Below are 22238 nucleotides of genomic sequence, written 5' to 3'. Positions count from 1 at the left end.
GCCCCCGACGATGGCGACGCTGCGGCTCGTCAGCCCGCTGACCGGGGTCGTGCATCCGGTCACCGATGTGCCCGACCCGGTGTTCGCGGAGGGCATCGTGGGTCCCGGTCTCGCGATCGAGCCGTTGCGCACGCAGAAGCAGACGGTCGTCGCCCCGGCGGACGGCGTGGTCGGCGCGCTGCACCCCCACGCGTTCGCGCTCGAGCTCGGTGACGGGCGCACGCTGCTCGTCCACCTCGGGATCGACACCGTTGGCCTGGCCGGAGCGGGCTTCCTGCTGCACGTCCAGGGCGGTCAGGCCGTGCGCGTCGGCGAGCCCCTGGTCACCTGGTCGCCGCTCGACGTGCACGCGGCCGGTCTGGCGACCATCTGCCCGGTCGTCGCCCTGCAGGCCGATCCCGATCTCCTGACCGTGCTCGTCGCGCAGGGTGGCAGCGTCCTGGCCGGCGACCCGCTGCTCGACTGGGCCTGAGCCCTCACTCCTCGGGCGACGACGCGGCCGCTCCCCGTGCGTCCCGCTCGTTCGCCATGTCGTCGAGGGGTGTGTCGTGCGGGTCCCGCGGCTGCGTGCGTGCGGCCACCGCGGCCCGGTGCGTAGCCATCAGGTCACGCTGGCCGGCCAGCGGCACGTGCGCCTCCTCGAGACCGCGCCGTGCAGCGATCCGGAGCTCGCGGGCGACCTCCCACTGCTGGGCCGGAGACGTCTTGACCTTGAGGCGCAGCGTCACGGCGTCGGCGCTGAGCTTCTCGATCCCCGTGATCGTCGGCTCGCCGAGGATGTGCGACCCGGTCACCGGGTCGGCGGCGACCAGGGCTGCGGCCTCCGCTAGCACCGACCGGACCTGGTCGAGGTCCGCGAAGTAGTCCACGTCGATCTCGACGACCGCCGTCGCCCAGCCCTGCGTCTTGTTGCCGACGCGGAGCATGGTCCCGTTCGGGACGTACCAGAGCGTCCCGTCGGCGTCGCGGATCTTGGTGACCCGCAGCGTGACCGCCTCGACCGTGCCGTTCGCCGGGCCGACGTCGATGACGTCGCCGACGCCGTACTGGTCCTCCAGGAGCATGAACAGGCCGGTGAGGAAGTCCTTGACCAGGCTCTGCGCACCGAAACCGAGGGCGACGCCGACGATGCCGACCGACGCGATGAACGGGGCCAGACTGATGCCCAGCGCGTCGAGGATCAGGAAGAACGCGGTGCAGCCCACCGCGATCGACGCCGTGGAACGCAGCACCGAACCGATCGTGCGGGCGCGTTGCGCCCGCCGGGCGTTGGCCAGCGGGTTGGCCTTGTCGAGCACCGCACCGACGGCGGAGTCGCCGAGGGGCTTGAGTGCGCCGCGCTCCAGCCACGGGGTGCCGTCGGCCACGTGGTCGGTGATGGTGCGGATCGAGCGCCGGATGAGCCACAGCGCGATCGAGCTGATCGCGACGATCAGGATGATGCGCAGGGGGATGCCCAGGAACCACTGCAACGCCGTCTGGGCGGACTCACCCGCGCTCGTGGCCGCGGGGGTCACGCGCGGCTCCAGAGCCCGGTGCGGTCGGCGACGAACTGCAGCTGCTCGACGGACAGCCCGATGCTCCGGGAGAGCGAGCGCCCGCCGTGCCCGACCCCGGTCTCGCGCCGCACGAGCACGGGACGCGTCGCGGGATCGCCCGCCGTCGCCGCCTGCAGTGCCGCGGCGAGCTTGCGAGCATGCAGCGGGTCGACGCGCGTGTCACCCTCGAACACCGTGAACAGCGTGGCCGGGTACTCCGTGCCGTCGACCACATGGTGGTAGGGCGAGTACGCGAGGAGCCACCCGAGCTCGGTCGGGTCGTCGGCGTCCCCGTACTCCTCGGTCCACGTCACGCCCAGCCCGAACTGCTGGTACCGGACCATGTCGAGCAGGGGGGCCGAGCAGACCGCCGCCGCGAACAGGTCGGGCCGCTGCGTGACTGCGGCACCGACCAGCAGGCCGCCGTTCGACCCACCCCAGCAGGCCAGTGCGTCGGGGGTCGTCCAGCCGTTCGCGACGAGGTGCTCGGCGACCGCGTGGAAGTCGTCGAACACGTTCTGCTTGCTGCCCCGCATGCCGTCGCGGTGCCACTGCTCGCCCTCCTCACCGCCGCCGCGCAGGTTGGCGACGACGTACACGCCCCCCGCCTCGACCCACGCGAGCGTCGACGCGGAGTACGCGGGGTCCAGCGAGATCTGGAAGCCGCCGTAGCCGTACAGGATCGTCGGTGCGGGTTTCGCCGGGACGCCCGTCGCATCCAGCGCGTCGGCGAGGGCGACGATGAACGCGCGCACGGCGGTGCCGTCCTTGCTGACCACGTCGACCTGCTGCGCGACGACGTCCGGCAGGTCCGCGACGAGCCCCGGGGGAGCGGCCCACAGGGTGGTCCGTCTCGTCGCCGCGTCGAGGCGGTGCACGCTCGACGGCGTCGTGTGGTCCGCGTAGGAGAACCAGACGTCCTGACCGCCGTCGGGCCGCGTGACGAGGCCCGAGATCGATCCCAGCCCCGGCAGGGGGACAGTCTCCACGAGCTCGCCGGACACGGGGTCGTGCAGTGTCACCTCGGACACCGCATGCCGCCGCCAGGAGGCGAGCAGTGCGGTCGGGGTGCGGTCCTCGCCGCCACCGTCCGCGAACGCGACGTCCTCGAGCACCGCGGTCGGGTCCTCCTCGAGCAGGGTGGTCCAGTGCTCGACGCCAGGCGTGCGTGGGTCGGTCACCGCGAGCCGACCGCGAGGTGCGTCCAGGTTGGTGTGGACGTAGAGGCGTCCGTCGCGGCCCACCCATGCGCCGGTCTCGGCGTCCAGCCCGACGGCGACCTCGACGAAGGCCGGGTCCTCGAGAGGGTCGGTGCTCAGGTCGGCGATCCAGACGTCCGTGCGCGGTGCGGTTCCGGCGGACGCCGAGACGATCAGCCAGCGACCGTCTCGGGACACCGAGACGCCGTAGTAGTTGGTGTGGTCGAGCCCGTCGCCGAAGACCATGACGTCCTGCTCTGCGGGGGACCCCACGCGGTGCAGCCAGACCCGTCGGTGGTACTGGACCTCGTCGGCCGGCAGGAGCTCGGCCGGCAGGCGCCGCACGTAGAAGAACGCCTCCCCACCGGGCATCCAGGCCACGGGCGAGTAGCGGGCGCGGTCCACGGGTCCGTCGACGACCTCGCCGGTCGCCACGTCGAGCACGCGCAGCACGCTCTCCTCGGTGCCACCGGTGGAGAGCTGGTAGGCGACCAGGGCCCCTTCCTTGGACGGCTGCCACGAGTCGAGCGTCGTCGTGCCGGCGGGGTCGATCTGCATCGGGTCCAGCAGGACGCGCTCGTCGTCACCTTCAGCGACGACGACGACGGCGTGCTCCTGGTCGCCTGAGCGCCGTGAGAAGAACCGCCGCTCGCCTCGCCACGCCGGCGGGCTCACGAAGCCTGCGCCCAACAGCTCGCGCAGCCGTGCGGTCAGCGCTGCGGTGGACAGGGCGCCCTCGTCGGGAAGCCCGCCCCGGTAGCGCTGGTACAGGTCGTCCTGCGCCGCCGACCAGGCCTGCGTCGCCTCCGCCGACTCGTCCTCGAGCCAGCGGTACGGGTCGGCCACCCGGTGGCCGTGCAGGTCCTCGACGAGGTCGAGCCGGGGGGCCGGTGGGTAGTGGCCTCGCGTGTCGGCGGGTGCGGGTTCCGTCATGGTCCGCAAGGCTACGTCGGCGGCTGGGGCCGATGTGGTCTGTGACGCACCGAGCAGCATGCGACCTGCGTAGGGCGGGGAGGCTCTGGCAGGATCGAACCGTGGCTGACGACCCCGTACCTGCGTCCGACGCCCTGCTACGCCTGGCCGCGGCCTACGCGGTGGTGCCGGACCACTGGGACTTCCACGGACAGAACCGCCGGGCCAGCACCGCGACGTTGCAGGGTGTGCTCGGAGCGCTCGGGGTGGACGCGTCGTCGCCGGAGCGCATCGACCTCGCGATCGCCCACGTCGAGGACATGCCGTGGCGTCGTGCCCTGCCCCCGGTGCTGGTCGTCCGCCAGGGTCGGCACGCGCACGTGCCCGTGCACGTCCAGCACGGTGACCCGGTCGAGGTGTGGATCGAGCTCGACCCCGAGATCGGCGGGGGCCGCCGCGAGGTGGCGCAGGCCGACGTGCCCGTCGACCCGCGGACCGTCGACGGGCGCCTCGTGGGCCGCGCGACGTTCACGCTCCCCGACGACCTGCCGCTCGGCTGGCACGAGATCGTGGCCCGCGGCCCGTCCGCGGACGCGCACAGCCCGCTCGTCGTCACGCCGTCGCACCTCGACGTGCCCGACGCGATCCGCAAGCACCGGTCGTGGGGGCTCATGGCCCAGCTCTACTCCGTGCGCTCGAACGCGTCGTGGGGAGTCGGGGACCTCGCGGACCTCGCGGAGATCGGCTGGCTCGCGGGCCGCGAGCTCGGTGCCGACTTCCTGCTCATCAACCCGCTGCACGCCGCCGAGCCGACCGTGCCGATGACGCCGTCACCGTACCTGCCGACCACACGGCGGTTCGTGAACCCGCTCTACATCCGTGTCGAGGACGTGCGCGAGGCGGGCTACCTGTCGGCCGCGGACCGGACGCTCGTCGAGTGGGCGGCCGAGCCGGTCCTGAGCGCCGACCGCGACCCCGGTCCGATCGACCGCGACGCAGCCTGGACGGCCAAGCGCGCGGCCCTCGAGGTCGTGTTCGCGGCGCCGCGCTCGGCCGCCCGGCGGGCAGCGTTCGACAGCTACATCGCGCAGGAGGGCGTCGGCCTCGAGACGTTCGCGCTCTGGTGCGCCCTCGCGGAGCGGTACCAGGACCAGGAGTGGCCCGCCGAGGCGCGCGACCCGTCCTCGGCGTTCGTGGCCCGCGCACGCGCCGAGCTGGCCGACCGGGTCGAGTTCCACATGTGGCTGCAGTGGCAGGCCGACGAGCAGCTCGCCGCGGCCCAGCGCGCGGCGATCGACGGCGGCATGGCGCTCGGGATCATGCACGACCTCGCGGTGGGCGTGCACCCCGAAGGAGCCGACGTGTGGGCGCTCGGGGACGTGCTGGCCAGCGGCGCGACGGTGGGGGCACCGCCCGACATGTACAACCAGCAGGGGCAGAACTGGTCCCAGCCGCCGTGGCGCCCGGACGCCCTGGCCCGCGCCGCGTACAAGCCGTACCGGGACATGCTGCGCACGGTGCTGCGGCATGCGGGCGCGATCAGGATCGACCACGTGATCGGGCTGTTCCGGCTCTGGTGGATCCCCGAGGGCGCCGATCCCGGCGACGGGGCGTACGTCCGCTACGACCACGAGGCGCTCGTCGGCATCCTTGCCCTCGAGGCGCACCGCGCGGGAGCGGTCGTGATCGGTGAGGACCTGGGCGTCGTCGAGCCATGGGTCCGCGACTACCTGTCCGACCGCGGGATTCTCGGGACGTCCGTCCTGTGGTTCGAGCGCGACATGCACGGTGCACCGCTGGCGCCCGAGCACTACCGGCCGCTCGTCCTGGCCACGGTCACCACCCACGACCTCCCGCCGACCGCCGGCTACCTGGACGGCGAGCACGTGGCGATCCGCGAGAGGCTCGGCCTGCTGACCGAGCCGGTCGAGGTGGTGCGGGCCGCCGCGGTCGCCGAGCGGGACCAGATGCTCGGAGTCCTCCGCCAGCGAGGGCTGCTCGGCGACGACCCCTCCGAGCGGGAGATCATCGAGGCCCTGCACATGTACGTGCTCGCCACGCCGTCGGTTCTCGTCGGGGTCTCGCTGGCCGACGCCGTGGGCGAGCGCCGCGCGCAGAACCAGCCCGGCACCGACCAGGAGTACCCCAACTGGAAGGTGCCCCTGGCCGACGGTTCCGGCCGGGTCGTCCTGGTCGACGACCTGTTCACCAACTCGCGGCTGCGCTCCCTGGCGGCCGTCCTCAACGGCTGAGGACGCGTCGTCCGCAGGCGACGGGCCGTCGCCGGACGTCCGCCGACGTGCCGCCTGCGGACGTCACGGTCGATGCACCCTCACCCGCGGCGGTCGACCTCCTGGGCGGCCAGCGCACGACGGACGCCGTCACGGGCCTCCAGCACCAGCCGGCGCAGGGCCGCGGAGGCGTCCGGGTGACCGGCCAGCCACTCGTCGGTCAGGCCGAGGACGTCCACGCGCGTGTCGCCGGCGAGGTCGCTCGGGTAGAGGCCGACGACGATGTTCTGCGCCATCTCGCTGGTCTTCGACTCCCAGACCTGCTCGAGAACCTCGAAGTAGCGCGTGACGAACGGCAGCAGCAGACCGACGTCGTGCACGCGCCCGAAGCCCGCGATCGTCGCCGCCTGGATCGCGTTCGGCAGGCCCTCGCCGTCCACGACCGCGGTCCACGCGGCCTCCTTGGACTCTGCCGTCGGGATCGCGGCGCGTGCGGCCGCCGCAGCGCGTTGACCGGTCGCCGTCGGGTCTGCGGCGACCTGTGCGGCGATGTCGACCTCGCCAGCGCGTCCGCCGGTGACGAGCGACGCGAGCAGCTCCCAGCGCAGGTCGGTGTCGATCGACAGACCCTCCAGGGCCGTGTGCCCGTCGAGCAGGTCGCGGACGGCATCCAGCTGTGCCTGGGTGGCGGCGCGGCCGGCGAAGGCCTTGACCAGCTGCAGCTGCGTGTCGGAGCCCGCCTCCGCACCGCGGGCCAGCGCGAGCAACGCGTCGGCCGCTGCGACGTCTGACGTCGCCCGACGTTCGGGCGCGACGTACAGGTCGAGCGTGGTGCCCAGCTGGCGCAGGAGCACCAGGAGCACCGAGGAGTCGGTCTCGTGCGCCAGGTTGTGCAGCACGAGGTCGACGAACGCCCCGGCGGGCGACTCTGCGTCGCGGGTCGCGTCCCAGGCCGCCGTCCACACGAGCGTGCGGGGAAGCGAGTCGTCGAACGCGGAGAGGTGCTCGATCGCGGTGGCCAGAGACTGCGGGTCGAGCCGGATCTTGGCGTAGGCCAGGTCGTCGTCGTTCACCAGGATCAGCGCCGGCCGGTGCACGCCGGCGAGCGCCGGGACCTCCGTCCGCGGACCATCCACGTCGAGCTCCACGTGCACGGTGCGGACGAGCCGGCCCGTCGTGGCGTCGAGGTCGTAACCGCCGACCGCAAGGCGGTGGGGGCGCTGGATCGGGTACTCGTCGGGAACCTCCTGGAGCACCGCGAAGCTCGTGATCACCCCGGCGTCGTCCACCGTGATCTCCGGGCGCAGAAGCGTGACGCCCGCCTTCTCCAGCCACCGGGCGGACCAGGCGGACAGGTCGCGACCGCTCGTCGTCTCGAGCTCCGTCAGCAGGTCCCGCAGCTCGGTGTTGCCCCACGCGTGCTTGGCGAAGTACGCGCGCACCCCCGCGAAGAACTCGTCCTGACCGACCCAGGCGACCAGCTGCTTGAGGACGCTGGCGCCCTTGGCGTAGGTGATCCCGTCGAAGTTGACCTCGACGTCCTCGAGGTCACGCATGTCCGCGACGATCGGGTGCGTCGAGGGAAGCTGGTCCTGGCGGTAGGCCCAGTTCTTCTCGAGCGAGGAGAACGTGGTCCATGCGCTCGTCCACCGGGTGGCGCTCGCGGTGGCCAGTGTGGAGGCGTACTCGGCGAACGACTCGTTGAGCCACAGGTCGTCCCACCACCGCATGGTCACCAGGTCGCCGAACCACATGTGCGCCAGCTCGTGCAGGATCGTCACCGCACGACGCTCGACGGTCGCCTCGGCCACCTTGGAGCGGAACACGTAGGACTCGAGGAACGTCACGGCACCGGCGTTCTCCATGGCGCCGGCGTTGAACTCCGGGACGAAGAGCTGGTCGTACTTGGCGAACGGGTACGGCACCCCGAAGGTGCTCTCGTAGAACTCGAACCCGCGGCGCGTGACGTCGAGGATGTTGTCGGTGTCGAGGTGCTCGGCGAGCGACCCTCGGCAGTACACGCCGAGCGGGATGGTGCGGCCGTCGGAGCTGGTGAGCTCCTGGTGCTCCCCGTGGTACGGCCCGGCGATGATCGCCGTGATGTACGACGAGATGCGCGGCGTCGTCTCGAAGGTCCAGGTCGCGGTGCCCTTGTCAGCGCCGCCGTTCGCGTTCGTACCGTCCTCGACCGTGACGGGAGCACCCACCTGCGGGTAGTTGGACACGACGGTCCAGTGCGCGGGCGCCGTGACCGTGAACGCGAAGGTCGCCTTGAGGTCGGGCTGCTCGAAGACCGCGAAGACGCGCCGGGAGTCGGCCACCTCGAACTGCGTGTACAGGTAGACCTCGTCGTCGACGGGGTCGACGAACCGGTGGAGCCCTTCGCCGGTGTTCATGTACGCGGCGTCCGCCACGACCACGAGCTCGTTGGTCTCGGCGAGGTCGTCGAGCTGGATCCGCGAGTCCGCGAACACGCGTGCGACGTCGAGCGCGCGTCCGTTGAGCGTCACCTGGTGCACGGACGGGGCGATCAGGTCGATGAACGTGCTGCCCCCGGGGGTGGCGGCGAACCGAGCCGTCGTGCGGGACGTGAAGGTCGTCGGCCCGGTCGTCAGGTCGAGCTCGACCGCGTACGACTCGGTCCGCACGACGGATGCACGCTCGCGCGCCTCGGCTCGGGTCAGGTTCTCTCCAGGCACGCAGACTCTCCTCGGGTCGTGGTCAGCAGCGGTTGGCCTCCGCGGGTGTGTGCGCGGGTCGAGCCTGATCGATCATCGCACGCACCTACGCGCGAACGGGGCGGCCCGGCGCCGTCCGCTCACCTCGGGGCCTAGGGTCGACAGGTGGACGGCACCTACGACGCGATCGTGGTCGGTGGTGGGCACAACGGGCTGACCGCCGCCGCGTACCTCGCCCGGGTGGGCCAGAGCGTCCTGGTGCTCGAACGGGGTGAGCACCTGGGTGGTGCGACGCGGTCCGAGCACGTCTTCGCCGGCGTCGACGCGAGGGTCTCGCGCTACTCCTACCTCGTGTCCCTGCTCCCGCGCCGGGTCGTCGACGAGCTCGGTCTGGCGGTCCGGCTGCGTCGCCGTCGGTACGCCTCGTACACACCCGTTCCCGACGACCCGACCCGCGGCCTGCTCGTGGACACCGCCGACGACGCCGTCACTGCCGCGTCCTTCGCGTCCGTGGGAGCGACCGCGGACCGTGATGCCTGGCGCGCCTTCGGCGCGCGTACGGGCGCCCTGGCGGCACGCCTGTTCCCGACGATGACCGAGCCGCTGCTCTCGCAGACGGACGCCCGCGCGCTGCTCGGCGAGGCCGACTGGCGCGACCTGGTCGAGAACCCGATGGCGGACGTCGTCGGGTCCACCTTCCGGGACGACCTCGTTCGCGGCGTCGTCCTGACGGATGCGCTGATCGGGACGTTCGCCTCGGCACGTGACCCGGGGCCGGCGAACCGATGCTTCCTCTACCACGTCATCGGTGGAGGGACCGGGGACTGGGACGTGCCGGTGGGCGGCATGGGTTCGGTGGCGACGGCGCTCGAGGATGCCGCCCGAGCCTGGGGCGCCGACCTGCGGACGCGGGCAACGGTGACGAACATCGACCCGGGCAGTGCGGCCCGCGAGGCGGGGGTGACCTGGATCGACGACGACGGCGTCGAGCGCCACGCCGGCTCCCCGTTCGTGCTCGCAGCGTGCGCGCCGGCCGTCCTGGACCGGCTCCTCGGCCGCGAGCCAGCCGGTCCCGCACCCGAGGGGTCGCAGCTCAAGGTCAACATGGTGCTGAGCCGCCTGCCCCGGCTGCGTTCCGGGATCGACCCGGCGCTCGCGTTCGCCGGCACCTTCCACGTCAACGAGACAGCGACCCAGCTGGAGACCGCGTACGCGGAGGCCGCCGCCGGACAGGTTCCGGCGACCCCGCCGGTCGAGACGTACTGCCACTCCCTGACTGACGACTCGATCCTCGGTCCCGAGCTGCGCGCGAGCGGAGCGCACACGCTCACCTCGTTCGGGCTGCACATGCCCGCACGTCTCTTCGTCGACGACCCGGATCGCGCCCGCGAGTCGGCACTCGCGGCCACGCTCCGATCCCTGAACAGCGTGCTGGCCGAGCCGATCGAGGACTGCCTGCTGGTCGACGCCGACGGTGCCCCGTGCCTCGAGGTGCGCAGCCCGGTCGACCTCGAGGCGGAGGTGGCTCTTCCGGGCGGGCACATCTTCCATCGCGACCTCTCATGGCCCTGGGCCGAGCACGACGACGAGGTGGGTCGCTGGGGTGTCGAGACCGAGCACCCGCGAGTGCTCCTGGCCGGCGCGGGAGCCCGCCGGGGCGGGGGAGTCAGCGCGATCTCGGGCCGTGCCGCGGCGATGGTCGTGGTCTCACGCACCTGATCGGGAAGTTCTCCGGGGCAATCGGTGTTGTCCACGCTCGGCAGCCATCGACACCCCCTTGGAGGACCCCTGTGAGCACCGCGCGCCCCGTCGTCGACTTCTGGTTCGACCCGCTCTGCCCCTGGGCCTGGATGACGTCGCGGTGGATGGACGAGGTGAGTGCCATCCGTGACGTGGAGGTGCGCTGGCACGTGATGAGCCTGTCCGTGCTGAACGAGAAGAAGCCCGACCTGCCGGAGAGCTACCGCGAGGTCCTTGACGAGGGTTGGGGCCCCGTCCGCGTGATCATCGCCGCGGCTCGCGACCACGGACAGGGCGTCATCAAGCCCCTCTACGACGCGATCGGCACCCGGAGGCACCCGGGCGGGCGCACCGACTGGGACGGGATCCTCGCCGAGTCGCTCGCCGAGCTCGGTCTGCCGGCGTCCCTCGCGGACGTCGCAGGGACCGAGGAGGTCGACGCCCTGCTGCGCGAGTCGCACGGTGAGGGCATCTCGCTCGTCGGCGAGGACGTCGGTACGCCCGTCGTGGCTGTCGACGGCATCGGGTTCTTCGGCCCCGTCGTCACGCCTGCACCCACCGGCGAGGCCGCCGGCAGGCTCTTCGACGGGCTCGTGCTCATGACGAGCGTGCCCGGGTTCTACGAGCTCAAGCGCTCGCGGACTGCGGGCCCGTCGTTCTGACGCCTGCGCGGCCCGAGCCCGTGACCGTCGACCGCCAGGCAGGCGGTCGACGGTCGCGTGTGCCACCCTCGTTCGCCTGTGCCGCTCGTCCCGTGTGATCCTGGTCGCCGGTCACAGGAGTCGAACGGGTCGGCGACGACCCGCGGAGGTCACATGAGTTCCCGGCGCAGGCTCATCATCATCTTTGCCGTCGTGGACGTGCTCCTCGTCGTGCTGCTCGTCGGCATCGCCCTGAGCCGCGGCGGCGGCGACGGCGGACCCGACGAGGCCGCGAGCACCCCGGCCGGCTCGGGCGCGACCGCCGGCCCGACGGCCACCCCGTCGCCCGCCTCGACCGCGACCACGCAGTTCGCCATGCCGAGCGGCAACATCGCCTGCACGATGTCCGTGGACGGTGTGACGTGCACGATCGCCAGCTACACCTACGCACAGCCGGTCGTCGCGGGATGCACCGAGGTGACGGGCCACGTCATCGTCCTCAACGCTGACGGCGTCGCGTTCTCGTGCGTCAGCGGGCCTCCACCGGCGGTCGCGGGCGACGACGTGCCGGAGCTGGCCTACGGCAAGTCCATGACCGTCGGCGAGTACACGTGCACGAGCGCGACCGACGGGGTCCAGTGCGTCGACGGCTCGGGCACCGGGTTCCAGCTGGCCCGCGCCAGCTGGAAGGCGATCCCCTGACCGTCCCGGGCCGCGGTTTCCTGCACGGCTCGGCACGGTCTCTCAGGCGGTCGCGCCCGGACAGCCCGACGAGTCACCAGATGCGGACGCGCTCGTCGGGTGCGAGGTAGAGCGCGTCGCCCGGCACCACGTCGAACGCGTCGTAGAACTCGTCGACATTGCTCACCACGCCGTTGCAGCGGAACTCGTTGGGGGAGTGCGGGTCGGTCGCGAGGCGTCGGATGACCTCCTCGTCGCGGCCCTTGGCCTGCCACACCTGCGCCCAGCCGAGCAGGACACGCTGCACGCCGGTGAGCCCGTCGATCACGGGCGCCTCCGACAGCGGCGTGCCCAGCGCGATGCGGTAGGCCTTCAAGGCGATCGACAGCCCGCCGAGGTCTCCGATGTTCTCGCCGATCGTCAGCTCGCCGTTGACGTGGTGGCTCCCTGACAGCTGCGCGGGAGAGAACGCGGAGTACTGGTCGATCAGCGCCTTGGTCCGGGTCTCGAACTCGGCCCGGTCCTCCGCGGTCCACCAGTCCTCGAGCAGGCCGTCACCGTCGAACTTGGAACCCTGGTCGTCGAACCCGTGACCGATCTCGTGCCCGATGACCGCGCCGATCCCGCCGTAGTTCACCGCCGGGTCGGCGTCGGCGTCGAAGAACGGGGGCTGCAGGATCGCCGCAGGGAAGACGATCTCGTTCAAGCCGGGGTTGTAGTACGCGTTGACGGTCTGAGGCGTCATGAACCACTCGTCGCGGTCGATCGGCTTGCCGATCTTGGCCAGCTCACGGTCCTGCTCGGCTGCGTACGCCCGCTTGATGTTGCCCACCAGGTCGTCGGGCTCCACCACGAGGGCGCTGTAGTCACGCCAGCGGACCGGGTAGCCGATCTTGGGGGTGAACGCCTCGAGCTTGGCCAGGGCCTTGGCCCGCGTCTCCTCGCCCATCCAGTCCAGCGCGGTGATCGACTCGCGGTACGCCTCGACGAGGTGGCCCACGAGCTCCTCCATGCGCGCCTTGTGGCTCGGCGGGAAGTGCCGCTCGACGTAGACCTTGCCGACGGCCTCGCCGAGGACTCCCTGGACCACCGAGACGCCCCGCTTCCAGCGGTCCCGCAGCTCCTGAGCGCCGGTCAGCGTCCGACCGTAGAAGTCGAAGTTCGCCTCGACCAGGTCGTCCGTCAGGTACGACGCGCGGCTGCTGACCAGGTGGAACTCGAGCCACGCCTGCCAGTCCTCGAGCGGCTCCGACTGCCAGAGCTCGGCGAACGCCTCGGCGAACGAGGGCTCGCGCACGACCAGCCGGTCGAACGCCCCCGCGGGTGCACCCAGCGCGAGGACCCAGCTGTTCCAGTCGAACCCCGGCGCGCGCTCGGCCAGCTCCGTCAGGGTCATCGCGTTGTAGGTGAGGTCGGCGTCGCGGTCCTTGACCACGTCCCAGTGCGCGGCCGCGAGCTTGGTCTCCAACCCGACGACCCGGCCGGCGAGCTCGTCCGCGACGGCCTCGTCAGCCACCACGCCGCCGAGTCGAAGCATCCTCGCGACGTGCGGCCGGTAGGCCGCGAGGACCTCGGCGTACTGCTCGTCCCGGTAGTACGACTCGTCGGGCAGTCCGAGCCCACCCTGAGCAAGCAGGACGACGTAGCGTGTGGGCTCCTTGGAGTCGTTGTCCACGCCGAAGTCCACGCCGCCTGCGCCGCCCGTGCGCTGCAGGGCGCCGAGCACGCCGGTGAGCTCAGCCTGCGAGGTGGCGCCCTCGATCAGCGCCAGGTCCACGCGCAGCGGCTCGAGGCCGCGTGCCGCGATGGTGTCCGTGTCCATGAAGCTGGCGTACAGGGCGCCCACCTTCGCCTCGACGGGGTCCGTGGAGGTGCCGTCCGCGGCCGCGGCACCCGCGTCGACGATGATGTCCCGCACCTGCTCCTCGGCCTGGTCGTGCAGTGCCCGGAACGAGCCGTCCATCGCGCGGTCCGCGGGGATCTCGTGGGACGCGACCCACAGCCCGTTCACGTGGCCGTAGAGGTCGTCCTGGGGGCGGACGTCGGGGTCGAGTGCTGTCAGGTCGATGCCGCTGTGCGTCATGGAGACAGCCTACGGACCGTCGCGCACGCAGCCACGGCCGATTCCCGCCCGGTCGGTCCGCTGATCGCGAACGCCGCGACGGGCGGCCCGCGTACGGCAGGATGGGGCTCATGCGGATCCATGTCGCCTCCGACCATGCCGGCTTCGAGCTCCGGGTGGCGGTGGCTGACCACCTGCGCGCCGCGGGCCACGACGTCGTGGACCACGGCGCACACACCTATGACGCGCTCGACGACTATCCGCCGTTCTGCATCGAGGCAGGCGAGGCGGTCGTGGCGGACCCGGGCTCTCTCGGCGTCGTGATCGGCGGCTCGGGCAACGGCGAGCAGATCGCGGCGAACAAGGTGAACGGCGTGCGCGCCGCGCTCGCCTGGAACCTGGCGACGGCGCAGCTCGCCCGCCAGCACAACGACGCGAACGTGGTCTCGATCGGCGCGCGGCAGCACAGCCTCGATGAGGCACTCGCACTCGTCGACGCCTTCGTCGCGGAGCCCTTCAGCGGGGACGAGCGTCACCAGCGCCGCATCGACCTGCTGGCCGAGTACGAGCACAGCCGCTAGCACGCCCGCCGGTCAGAACACCCAGCTGCACAGCGGCGCGACGGGCCAGGCGAACGCTGAGGCCGTTGCCTGCACCGCTCCGGCGGTCCGCTCCACGACAAGACCTGCGCCTGCCTGCGCGGCCACGGACCGCCCACCGAGGTAGGCGGCACCGAGCTCGCGGACGTCGATGTGCAGGTCCGCGTCGGCGCCCGTCCGCACCACGGACGCCGGCCAGCTGCCGTCGGCGTCCCGCTCACCGGTGGTGAGCCGCCACGTGCCCGCGTTCGCGGGCAGGAGTGCGTCCGTGACATCGAGGACGACGTCGAGCGGTGCGCTGTAGCGCCGACCGGCGAGGGCGACCGGGAGGTCCAGCAGCCGCACCCACACGTTGTCGGTGAGCCGGGGCCTGCTGCCCCGCTGGTCCACGAGCAGGACCAGGAGCGGGTCGTCGGCGGGCAGCATGGGGCTCTCGACGCTGGCGGTGAGGTCGAGGTCGAGCAGGAACGACCAGAGCCGGTGGGACGCCGCCGCGTCGACGGCGGCCGCCTCGCGCACCCGGACGGTGCCGGCGGGACCGCCGTCGGTCCAGTTCTCCTTGCGCCGGAAGGTCGCGTACGCGCGTGCAGCACCGTCGTCGTCGAGCACCGTGACGATGCGCAACGGCTCGCCCCCGTCGCGCCACGCCGGCGGGTCCGCGAGCGCTCGCCGCTGGAGCTCGGCCGTGTCGCGCGTGAACCAGCCCGGTCGTCCCGTACCCGCGGCTCGGTGGACCGCGTCGACGACGGGGGTGTGCCGCTCGACGTCGGCCGTCTCGAACCTGACGGACAGGTCGTCCGAGCCGGCGACGTCGCGCAGGACCGCGCCGCGCGCCAGCTTGAGCCGCACGTCGTCGCACGCCGACCCGTACCCGAACCGCCCGTAGATGGCGTGCTCGGCGGCGAACAGCGCGGAGACCGGCTCGCCCCGGCCCAGCGAACGCTCGAAGTGGGCGTCGATCATCGCGTGCAGTAACCCGCGGCGTCGCTGATCCGGGCGGGCGCCCACCCACGTGAGGCCGGCGCACGGGAGCGTCGCGCCGGGAACGGGGAGCTGGAACTCGAACGACGCGTGCACCGAGGCGAGCGCGCCGTCCGGCGACTCGACGCCGACGGTGCGGTCCCACGTGAGCGTGATCGGCACCAGTGCGTCGGTCTCCGGTGTGGCGTCGAAGCCGAACGCGAGCCGGTCGACCTCCTGGAACTCGTCCTTGCGGGACTCGGTGACCTCGACGATCCGGTACCCGGCAGGTAGCGGGCTCATCCGCCCATCGTGCCCGCACCCACGGGGGTGTGGCACGTCCATATCCGTCGCGCGTGACGGCGGATACGCTTCCGACGTGCGGGTTCTCGGGTGGGCGCCGAAGAGAGGGCTCGTGGTGCGTGCCGGCCTCCTGCGGCGACGGCTGGGCCTGCGGTCGCAGGTCGGGCTGACGGGCGCGATGCTCACCTGCGCCGCGCTCATCGTCGCCGGTGTGCGCATGTACCCCCAGTGGGTTCCGCCCTCGACGTTGCTGCTGCTCGAGCTGGTCGCAGTGTTCCTGCTGCTGCTCCGCCCGCTGATGATCCTCGGTGCGTTCGTCGTCGCCGGGACCTGGTGGTTGTGGCTGACCGACGCACCGACCGTGATCCCGGGGATCGTCCTGGTGATCAACGTGGCCGTCCTGGCGACGATCGCGTTCGCGAGGGAGCGGGAGCGCCTGGGCCTGCAGGGTGCTCCGGGCAACCTCATGCTCGTCGACCTGCGTGACCGGCTCGCCGCGCACGGCCGGGTGCCTCGGCTTCCCGAGGGATGGGACGTCGACAGCGTGATCCGGTCGGCGCACGCCGACGGCTTCTCGGGTGACTTCATGGTCGCGGGAAGCAGGGACGGTGGGAAGGTCCTCGAGGTCGTCCTCGTCGACGTGTCGGGCAAGGGGCTGGGTGCCGGCGTCCGGTCGCTGCAGCTGTCGGGCGCGTTCGGCGGCCTCCTGGGCGCGCTGCCTCGTGAGCAGTTCCTCGGAGCGGCCAACGGCTACCTCCTCGACCAGGACTGGGAGGAAGGCTTCGCCACCGCGATCCACGTCGCCGTCGACCTGCCGAGCGGGGACTACTGGGTGTCGTCCGCAGGTCATCCGCCGGCGCTGCAGCGGCACGCAGGCTCGGGTCGCCTCGATGTCGTCGACACGGTGGGCAGCCCCGCGCTCGGTGTCGTCGAGGACTTCGTCTGCCAGGCGCGGCAGGGCAGGCTCGAGCGTGGGGACGTCCTGATGCTGTACACGGACGGCGTGATCGAGGGTGGGGCTGCGGGCGACCTCGACCAGGGCATCGACCGCCTCATGGGCGTTGCCGACCGGGTGCTCTCACCGGGCGGTGGGCGGGCCGCGCAGGTCCTGGCCGGGGTACGGGCGGGGGACGACGACGACCGGGCCCTGGTCCTCATCCGTCGCGACTGAGCGCCCTACGGCCGGGTCGGGAGCGCTACGGCTGGATCGAGGTCAGCACCCAGTCGGCGTACCCGTCGCGTCCCGAGCCGGGGCGCAGGTGGATGTCGTCCGCGTAGAGCCACGGCCTGTTCGCGGTCGCCAGTGACGCCCAGTCGAGCACCCGGACGTTCGGATACTCCGGCGCCACCCGCGTGAAGAGCTCGTCGTTGTAGGCCTCCCAGGTCCGTGGGACGTGCACGTTCACCAGGAACATGCGTCGGTCACGGGTGTTGTCGAGAAGGCGCCGCAGGGCTGCTTCGTCGATCGGGCCGTTGGTGCCGCCGTGCACGATCACGGTGTGCCCGAGCGTCCCTGCGGAGGCCGCAGCGAGGACGAGGTCCGCCATGACCTCGAACTGACGTGACTCAGCGGCGTCGACGGCGATGCCCCGCGCATTGAGCTCGGCGGCCGCCCCGAGCATGACGGAGTCGCCGAACGCCGAAGCACCGCCGACGGGGTCGGGCGGGGCCGGCGCAGGCACGGGTGCGGGGACCGATGCCGCCGACGGTGTCGCCACGTCGGGGAAGGGCGTCGGGACGGCCGGCGTCGACGCAGCCGTCGAAGGGCTCGGTGCCGGGCTGGGCGACAGGTTCAGTGCCACGGGGACGCCCGGCTGCCAGGCGTGTCCCGCGGCGGTGGCCGCAGGCACCTGTGCGAGCGCGACGGCCACGGTCACGGCGGCGACGATCGCTGTCGAGGCTGCGCCGAGCGCCAACGCCGACCTGCGCCGTCCCGCGTCACCGCGTCGGACGGTCGCCACGGCACGGCCGAGCGCGCCGCGGCGGATCGGTACCTCGACAAGGCGGTAGGACAGCTCCGCCAGCAGGAGGACGACGGCGATCCGGACGGGGGTCACGAGCCACGGCGAGGCCTCGACGTCGATGCCCGGCCGGCTGAGCACGAACACGGGCCAGTGCCACAGGTAGATGCCGTAGGACCGCTCGCCGAGCCAGCGCAACGGCTGGCGGCCGATCTGGCGGCCGAGCACGCCGGCGGGGTCCGCGACCGCACCGACGAGGACCGCCGCGAGCAGCGAGAACACGAGGAAGCCGCCGCGATAGAGCGCAGCGCTGTACTCGTCGACCCAGACGAAGGCCGCGACCACCGCGAGCAGGGCGAGCACGCCGAGGACGTCCGTGACGCCCGCCTCGAACCGGCGCACCGGGTACCGACGCTCCTGCGTCCACGAACCGGTCCCGTGCCACGTCCGCCACGGAACCCAGACCGACGCCGCCGCCGCGCCCACGAGCAGTCCCATCGAGTGGGTGTCGGTCCCGAAGTACACCCGGCTGGGGTCGTGGGGAACCGGGCTGGACGTCCGGATCGCGATGACGCCCATCGCGACGGTGGACCCGACCGCGAGCACGGCGGCCAGGACGCCGACCCGGGCGCGGCCCCACCGGGCGGCGAGGAGCGCGACCAGGGGGAACACCAGGTAGAACTGCTCCTCGATCGCCAGCGACCAGAGGTGCTGCAGCAGCGGGGGCCGGCTGACGAACTCGAAGTACGAGCGGTCGGCGGCGACCTGCCACCAGTTGGAGGCGTATCCCAGTGCCGCGATGATGTCGCCGCGCAGCTCGCCAGCCTCGGTGCGCAGCACGAGCCCGACACCTGCCACGACCATCAGCAGGAGGCCGAGGGCGGGCAGCAGCCTTCGGGCGCGTCGGACGTAGAACTGCCGGAACGAGAAGCGTCCGGTCAGCTCCACCTCGTCGAGGATCAGCGTCGTGATGAGGTAGCCGGACAGGACGAAGAAGACGTCGACGCCGAGGAACCCGCCGCGCATCCACGGTGCCCCGAGGTGGTAGATCACGACCCCCGCGACGGCGAGGGCACGGATGCCGTCGAGGCCCGGAAGGCGCGGCATACCCACGGCTGCCGGTGCAGCGACCGTGGAGGGACGCTCGAGCGTCGCGCTCAACCCGGTCATGGCCATGGATCTCCCTGCTGTACCCGCGCGACCGGTCGCGGCCGTTCGCGCGCGGCCAGGTTAAGTCGCGTCGGGCGGCTGGCCCGACGAGACACGCTCAGTCGTCCGGAAACCAGATCGCCTTGCGCAGGGCGATGCGGGAGCCGTCCGCGGTCAGTGGCGTGCGCTCGGCTCGCAGCTCCTCGAGCGCGCGCTGCTGCAGACGCTCCGGCGGTCGACCAACCGTGTTCACGACCCGCCACCACGGCACGTCGGACGAGGCCCGGGCGAGCACGGTGCCGACCTGGCGCGGCCCGCCGCGGCGCTTCCCCTCCGACGCCTCGAACCGGTCGCCGACGATCTCCGCGATGAGCCCGTAGGTCATGGCACGTCCCGCGGGGATCTGGGTGACGAGGTCCAGGACCGCCTCGGCGTAGTCGTCGTCCACCGGGTCAGGCGGTCGGTGCCAGAACTGCTGCGATCGCGGGCAGCGTGCGCGGGTCGGCCTGCACGAGCATCGTGGTGATCGCGGTCGCTTCCCAGGCCGGGAGCTGCGCGCGGATGTCGTCGGCTGTGCCCACCAGGGCGATGTCTCGGACCAGCTCGGTCGGCACGGCGGCGATCGCACGGGCGCGGTCGCCGGCCAGGTAGTGCGCCTGGATCTCGTCGCACGCCTGCGAGTACCCGAGCCAGTCGAGGACGTTGCGGTGGAAGTTCGCGCCCTTGGCGCCCATCCCGCCCGCGTACAGGGCGATGAACGGGCGCACCTGGTCGGCGGCGGACTCGACGTCGTCACCGACCACGACGGGCACGGTGGCGACGACCTCGAAGTCGTCGGCCGGAGACTGGCGCTTGGCGAAGCCCTCAGCCAGCAGGGTGCGGTACTCGCCGTCCATGCGCGGGGAGTAGAACAGCGGGAGCCAGCCGTCGCCGATCTCCGCCGTCATCGCGATGTTTCGCGGCCCCTCGGCGGCCAGGTGGATCGGCAGGTCGGTCCGCAACGGGTGCACGGTCGAGCGCAGAGCCTTGCCCAGGCCGGAACCTTCGTCGGACCGCAGCGGGAGCCGGTAGAACTGACCGTCGAACGTGACGGGCGCCTCGCGGGCGAGCACCTGCCGCACGATGGAGACGAACTCCCGCGTCCGGGCGAGCGGCTTGGGGTACGGCTGGCCGTACCAGCCCTCGACGACCTGCGGACCGGAGGCGCCGAGGCCGAGCACGAACCGTCCGCCGGACAGGTGGTCGAGCGTGAGGGCCGCCATGGCGGTCGCGGTAGGCGTCCGGGCAGAGATCTGGGCGATGGCGGTGCCGAGGCGGATCCGCGAGGTCTGCGATCCCCACCACGCGAGCGGCGTGAACGCGTCCGACCCGTAGGCCTCAGCGGTCCAGACCGAGTCGAACCCGAGCTGCTCCGCGCCCAGCACCGCCTCCTGCGCACCGGGCGGGGGACCCGCCGACCAGTAGCCCGTGTGGTAGCCCAGCCGCATCGTCAAGTCCTCTCGATCTGCCGTCGCCGTCGACGCCTGCGTCAGGCTACCTGCTACCGCTGGTATCGCGTGTCGGGGGGTTGGCGCGGACGCGTGCCGCGAGGGTGTTGAGCAGGGCGGCGCCCGTGGCGGCGTCGTCGACCGTGACGACGACCGAGCGTCCGCCCGTGCGCTCCACCAGCAGAGCTTCTCCCGCGCGCAGGACGATGCCCACCCGGCCTCCGCGACCGACGCGGTAGCCCCAGCCGCCGAACTCGGGGAACGGCGACACGTCGACCACCTCGGCCTGCGTCACCTCGTCCATCGGTACCGCGAGCCGAGGCCAGCCCAGGGCGGAGCGTGCGGTGAGTCCCCGGCGGTCGACGACGACCGAGAACCTCGCCATGGCGAGCATCGTGACGGCCAGCGCGACGGCGACGAGCGCGAGCACCCAGAGCTCGGCCAGGACGGCGATGGACAGGACGAAGGCCGTGGCCGCACCGCCGGCGACCAGGATCGTCCGGCTCTGCGCGAGCGCGACCCAGGCGGCCGTCTCGTCGGCGCTGAGCGGGAGCCGAGGTGCGTCCGCGGGAACGGACTCACGCGTCGGCTGGCGCGCGTCACCTGGCGTGAGCCACGCCCCGAGCGCCGCCGCGAGGAAGCCGATGCCGATCGCGACGCCGGTGACCGTGTCCACGTCTCCGGCCGCCGCGGCATCGGTGAGGCCACGCTGCAGGTCGAGGATCCCCAGCACGAGTGCGGCCAGGAAGGCCGCCAGGCCTGTCGCCGTGCCCGCCGCCATCCGCCGCACGACGGACGTGCGCCCCCAGAAGAACGCCAGCGCCCAGCATCCGAGCGCGACGAGCGCTGTGGCGAGCACCGAGGGCCAGATCAGGCCGGCGAGCGACGAGAAGCCGTCAGGCCCGTCGCCCCCGAAGTGCACGGCGACGGGGTCGGGCAGGTCGGCCGACCATGCGGCCGCGACGGCGACCGTCGTGCCGACGAACGCTGCGGGGACGACCAGGGTGAGGACGGTGGTCACGGCGCGGTGCGGGACGGTGCTCAACGGAGGGCCTCCTTGACGAGGGCGGTCGTGGTCTGGGGTGCGATGCCGAGCGAACGTGACACCCGGACGAGCTCGCCGATCGCCGCGTGCAGCTCGGCGTTGTCCTGCGGCGCGGCTGTGACCACCGCTCCGCGGCCCCGGCGGAGCTCGATCAGTCCTTCGTCGCGGAGCTCCTGGTAGGCGCGAAGCACGGTGTGCAGGTTGATGTCGAGGGACCCTGCGAGCTCGCGTGCGCCGGGGAGGCGTTCGCCGACACCCAGCTCCCCACGAGCCACCGCCGCGCGCACCTGTCCGGCCAGCTGGGCGAACAGCGGTTCGGTGGAGGTGGAGTCGATCCGTAGGAGCATGCCTGCAGCATAGTTGTTTGAGTACAACTAGAACAAGTGCCTCGAGGAAACAGAAGATCCGCGCGGCTCAGCCGCGCGGATCTTCGGACGTATCCAGGTTCGGTCGAGGTCAGATGTAGATCGCCGGGTCGTCGATCTCGGCGTCGAACGGGGCCGCCGTGGGCCGCATCCTGATCTGGGCCGGAACTCCGACCGCGATCGCGCCCGTGGGCACGTCGTGGATGACGACCGCGTTCGCGCCGATCTGTGCGCCGGCGCCGATCCACACAGGACCGAGGATCTTGGCGCCCGCTCCGACCACGACCCCGTCGCCCACCGTCGGGTGCCGCTTGCCGTGCCGCATGGACTTGCCGCCCAGCGTCGACCCGTGGAAGAGGACGACGTCGTCGCCGACCTCAGCGGTCTCACCGATGACGACGCCCATGCCGTGGTCGATGAACAGGCGCCGCCCGAGGCGCGCGCCCGGGTGGATCTCGATACCGGTGAACGCCCGGGCGAGCTGCGAGATCAGGCGGGCCGGCAGCTGCAGCCCGGGGCGCTGCCACATCCGGTGCGCCAAGCGGTACACCCACACGGCGTGCACGCCCGGGTACCCGAGGGCGACCTCCGCGAGCGAGCGAGCCGCGGGGTCGCGGTGGCGGGCGGCTTCGAGGTCTTCCTGGAGCGTGGCGAGGAAGTGCAGGGGTGGGGACATCGAGGGGCTTC

General features: G+C 72.2%; 18 protein-coding genes. 7 read left to right on the top strand and 11 right to left on the bottom strand.

Features of this window, described 5'->3' with window-relative positions; genetic code table 11:
- The first annotated feature begins 10 nt into the window (after window positions 1–10).
- Window positions 11–472 carry a PTS glucose transporter subunit IIA gene (locus N553_RS0114520; RefSeq protein ID WP_028047138.1) on the top strand — a complete coding sequence of 154 codons (462 nt, stop codon included), beginning with the start codon at window positions 11–13 and terminating at the stop codon, window positions 470–472.
- A gap of 4 nt (window positions 473–476) precedes the next feature.
- Here N553_RS0114520 and N553_RS22850 read toward each other — a convergent pair whose 3' ends face one another.
- The gene (locus tag N553_RS22850; RefSeq protein ID WP_231505285.1) at window positions 477–1517 is read right to left on the bottom strand and encodes a mechanosensitive ion channel family protein; all 1041 of its coding nucleotides are present in this window, start codon (window positions 1515–1517) and stop codon (window positions 477–479) included.
- Window positions 1514–3670, bottom strand: coding sequence for a prolyl oligopeptidase family protein (locus tag N553_RS0114510; RefSeq protein ID WP_028047137.1), 2157 nt, complete (start codon window positions 3668–3670; stop codon window positions 1514–1516). Before N553_RS0114510 ends, N553_RS22850 begins: the two co-directional genes overlap by 4 nt.
- Before the next feature lie 101 nt (window positions 3671–3771).
- On the opposite strand from N553_RS0114510, the gene malQ reads away from it, so the two are divergent.
- Window positions 3772–5901 carry a 4-alpha-glucanotransferase gene (gene malQ / locus N553_RS0114505; RefSeq protein ID WP_028047136.1) on the top strand — a complete coding sequence of 710 codons (2130 nt, stop codon included), beginning with the start codon at window positions 3772–3774 and terminating at the stop codon, window positions 5899–5901.
- Between the two features lie 80 nt (window positions 5902–5981).
- On the opposite strand, the gene pepN is transcribed toward malQ, so the two are convergent.
- Window positions 5982–8579, bottom strand: coding sequence for an aminopeptidase N (pepN, locus tag N553_RS0114500; protein ID WP_028047135.1), 2598 nt, complete (start codon window positions 8577–8579; stop codon window positions 5982–5984).
- A 144-nt stretch (window positions 8580–8723) separates the two neighbouring features.
- On the opposite strand from pepN, the gene N553_RS0114495 reads away from it, so the two are divergent.
- The 3 genes from N553_RS0114495 (at window position 8724) to N553_RS0114485 (ending at window position 11641) form a co-directional block, all read left to right on the top strand.
- Entirely contained in the window at window positions 8724–10277 is a 1554-nt protein-coding gene (locus N553_RS0114495) for an NAD(P)/FAD-dependent oxidoreductase (RefSeq protein ID WP_028047134.1), read from the top strand.
- 131 nt (window positions 10278–10408) lie between these two features.
- A complete protein-coding gene (locus N553_RS0114490) occupies window positions 10409–10960 on the top strand; it encodes a disulfide bond formation protein DsbA (protein WP_231505293.1) in 552 nt (183 codons plus the stop codon).
- Window positions 10961–11113: 153 nt separating this feature from the next.
- Entirely contained in the window at window positions 11114–11641 is a 528-nt protein-coding gene (locus tag N553_RS0114485) for a DUF6636 domain-containing protein (protein ID WP_028047132.1), read from the top strand.
- A 73-nt stretch (window positions 11642–11714) separates the two neighbouring features.
- Here the strand turns inward: N553_RS0114485 and N553_RS0114480 are convergent, their stop codons facing one another.
- Window positions 11715–13703 carry a M13 family metallopeptidase gene (locus N553_RS0114480; RefSeq protein ID WP_028047131.1) on the bottom strand — a complete coding sequence of 663 codons (1989 nt, stop codon included), beginning with the start codon at window positions 13701–13703 and terminating at the stop codon, window positions 11715–11717.
- Window positions 13704–13813: 110 nt separating this feature from the next.
- On the opposite strand from N553_RS0114480, the gene N553_RS0114475 reads away from it, so the two are divergent.
- Window positions 13814–14263 (top strand): ribose-5-phosphate isomerase, encoded by a 450-nt coding sequence (locus N553_RS0114475; RefSeq protein ID WP_028047130.1) that lies wholly within the window; start codon window positions 13814–13816, stop codon window positions 14261–14263.
- A gap of 12 nt (window positions 14264–14275) precedes the next feature.
- Here the strand turns inward: N553_RS0114475 and eis are convergent, their stop codons facing one another.
- Window positions 14276–15544 (bottom strand): enhanced intracellular survival protein Eis, encoded by a 1269-nt coding sequence (gene eis / locus N553_RS0114470; protein WP_028047129.1) that lies wholly within the window; start codon window positions 15542–15544, stop codon window positions 14276–14278.
- 76 nt (window positions 15545–15620) lie between these two features.
- Here eis and N553_RS0114465 point away from each other — a divergent pair, with 76 nt between their 5' ends.
- Window positions 15621–16715, top strand: coding sequence for a PP2C family protein-serine/threonine phosphatase (locus tag N553_RS0114465; protein ID WP_028047128.1), 1095 nt, complete (start codon window positions 15621–15623; stop codon window positions 16713–16715).
- Between the two features lie 25 nt (window positions 16716–16740).
- Here N553_RS0114465 and N553_RS0114460 read toward each other — a convergent pair whose 3' ends face one another.
- The 6 genes from N553_RS0114460 to epsC all read right to left on the bottom strand — a co-directional run bounded on the left by N553_RS0114460 (window position 16741) and on the right by epsC (window position 22227).
- Entirely contained in the window at window positions 16741–18681 is a 1941-nt protein-coding gene (locus N553_RS0114460) for an acyltransferase family protein (RefSeq protein WP_028047127.1), read from the bottom strand.
- A 91-nt stretch (window positions 18682–18772) separates the two neighbouring features.
- Entirely contained in the window at window positions 18773–19102 is a 330-nt protein-coding gene (locus N553_RS0114455) for an MGMT family protein (RefSeq protein WP_028047126.1), read from the bottom strand.
- Between the two features lie 4 nt (window positions 19103–19106).
- Window positions 19107–20141 (bottom strand): LLM class F420-dependent oxidoreductase, encoded by a 1035-nt coding sequence (locus N553_RS0114450; RefSeq protein ID WP_028047125.1) that lies wholly within the window; start codon window positions 20139–20141, stop codon window positions 19107–19109.
- Between the two features lie 46 nt (window positions 20142–20187).
- Window positions 20188–21186 (bottom strand): DUF1648 domain-containing protein, encoded by a 999-nt coding sequence (locus N553_RS22845; protein WP_051640191.1) that lies wholly within the window; start codon window positions 21184–21186, stop codon window positions 20188–20190.
- Entirely contained in the window at window positions 21183–21533 is a 351-nt protein-coding gene (locus N553_RS0114440) for a GntR family transcriptional regulator (RefSeq protein WP_028047124.1), read from the bottom strand. Before N553_RS0114440 ends, N553_RS22845 begins: the two co-directional genes overlap by 4 nt.
- Before the next feature lie 109 nt (window positions 21534–21642).
- A complete protein-coding gene (gene epsC, locus N553_RS0114435; RefSeq protein WP_028047123.1) occupies window positions 21643–22227 on the bottom strand; it encodes a serine O-acetyltransferase EpsC in 585 nt (194 codons plus the stop codon).
- Window positions 22228–22238 lie beyond the last annotated feature (11 nt).

The sequence above is a fragment of the Cellulomonas sp. URHE0023 genome (genome assembly GCF_000688475.1).
In the GTDB taxonomy this organism is placed as follows: domain Bacteria; phylum Actinomycetota; class Actinomycetes; order Actinomycetales; family Cellulomonadaceae; genus Cellulomonas.
Note: the sequence above shows the minus strand (reverse complement) of the source record. Positions and strands in the feature narration are given on the sequence as shown.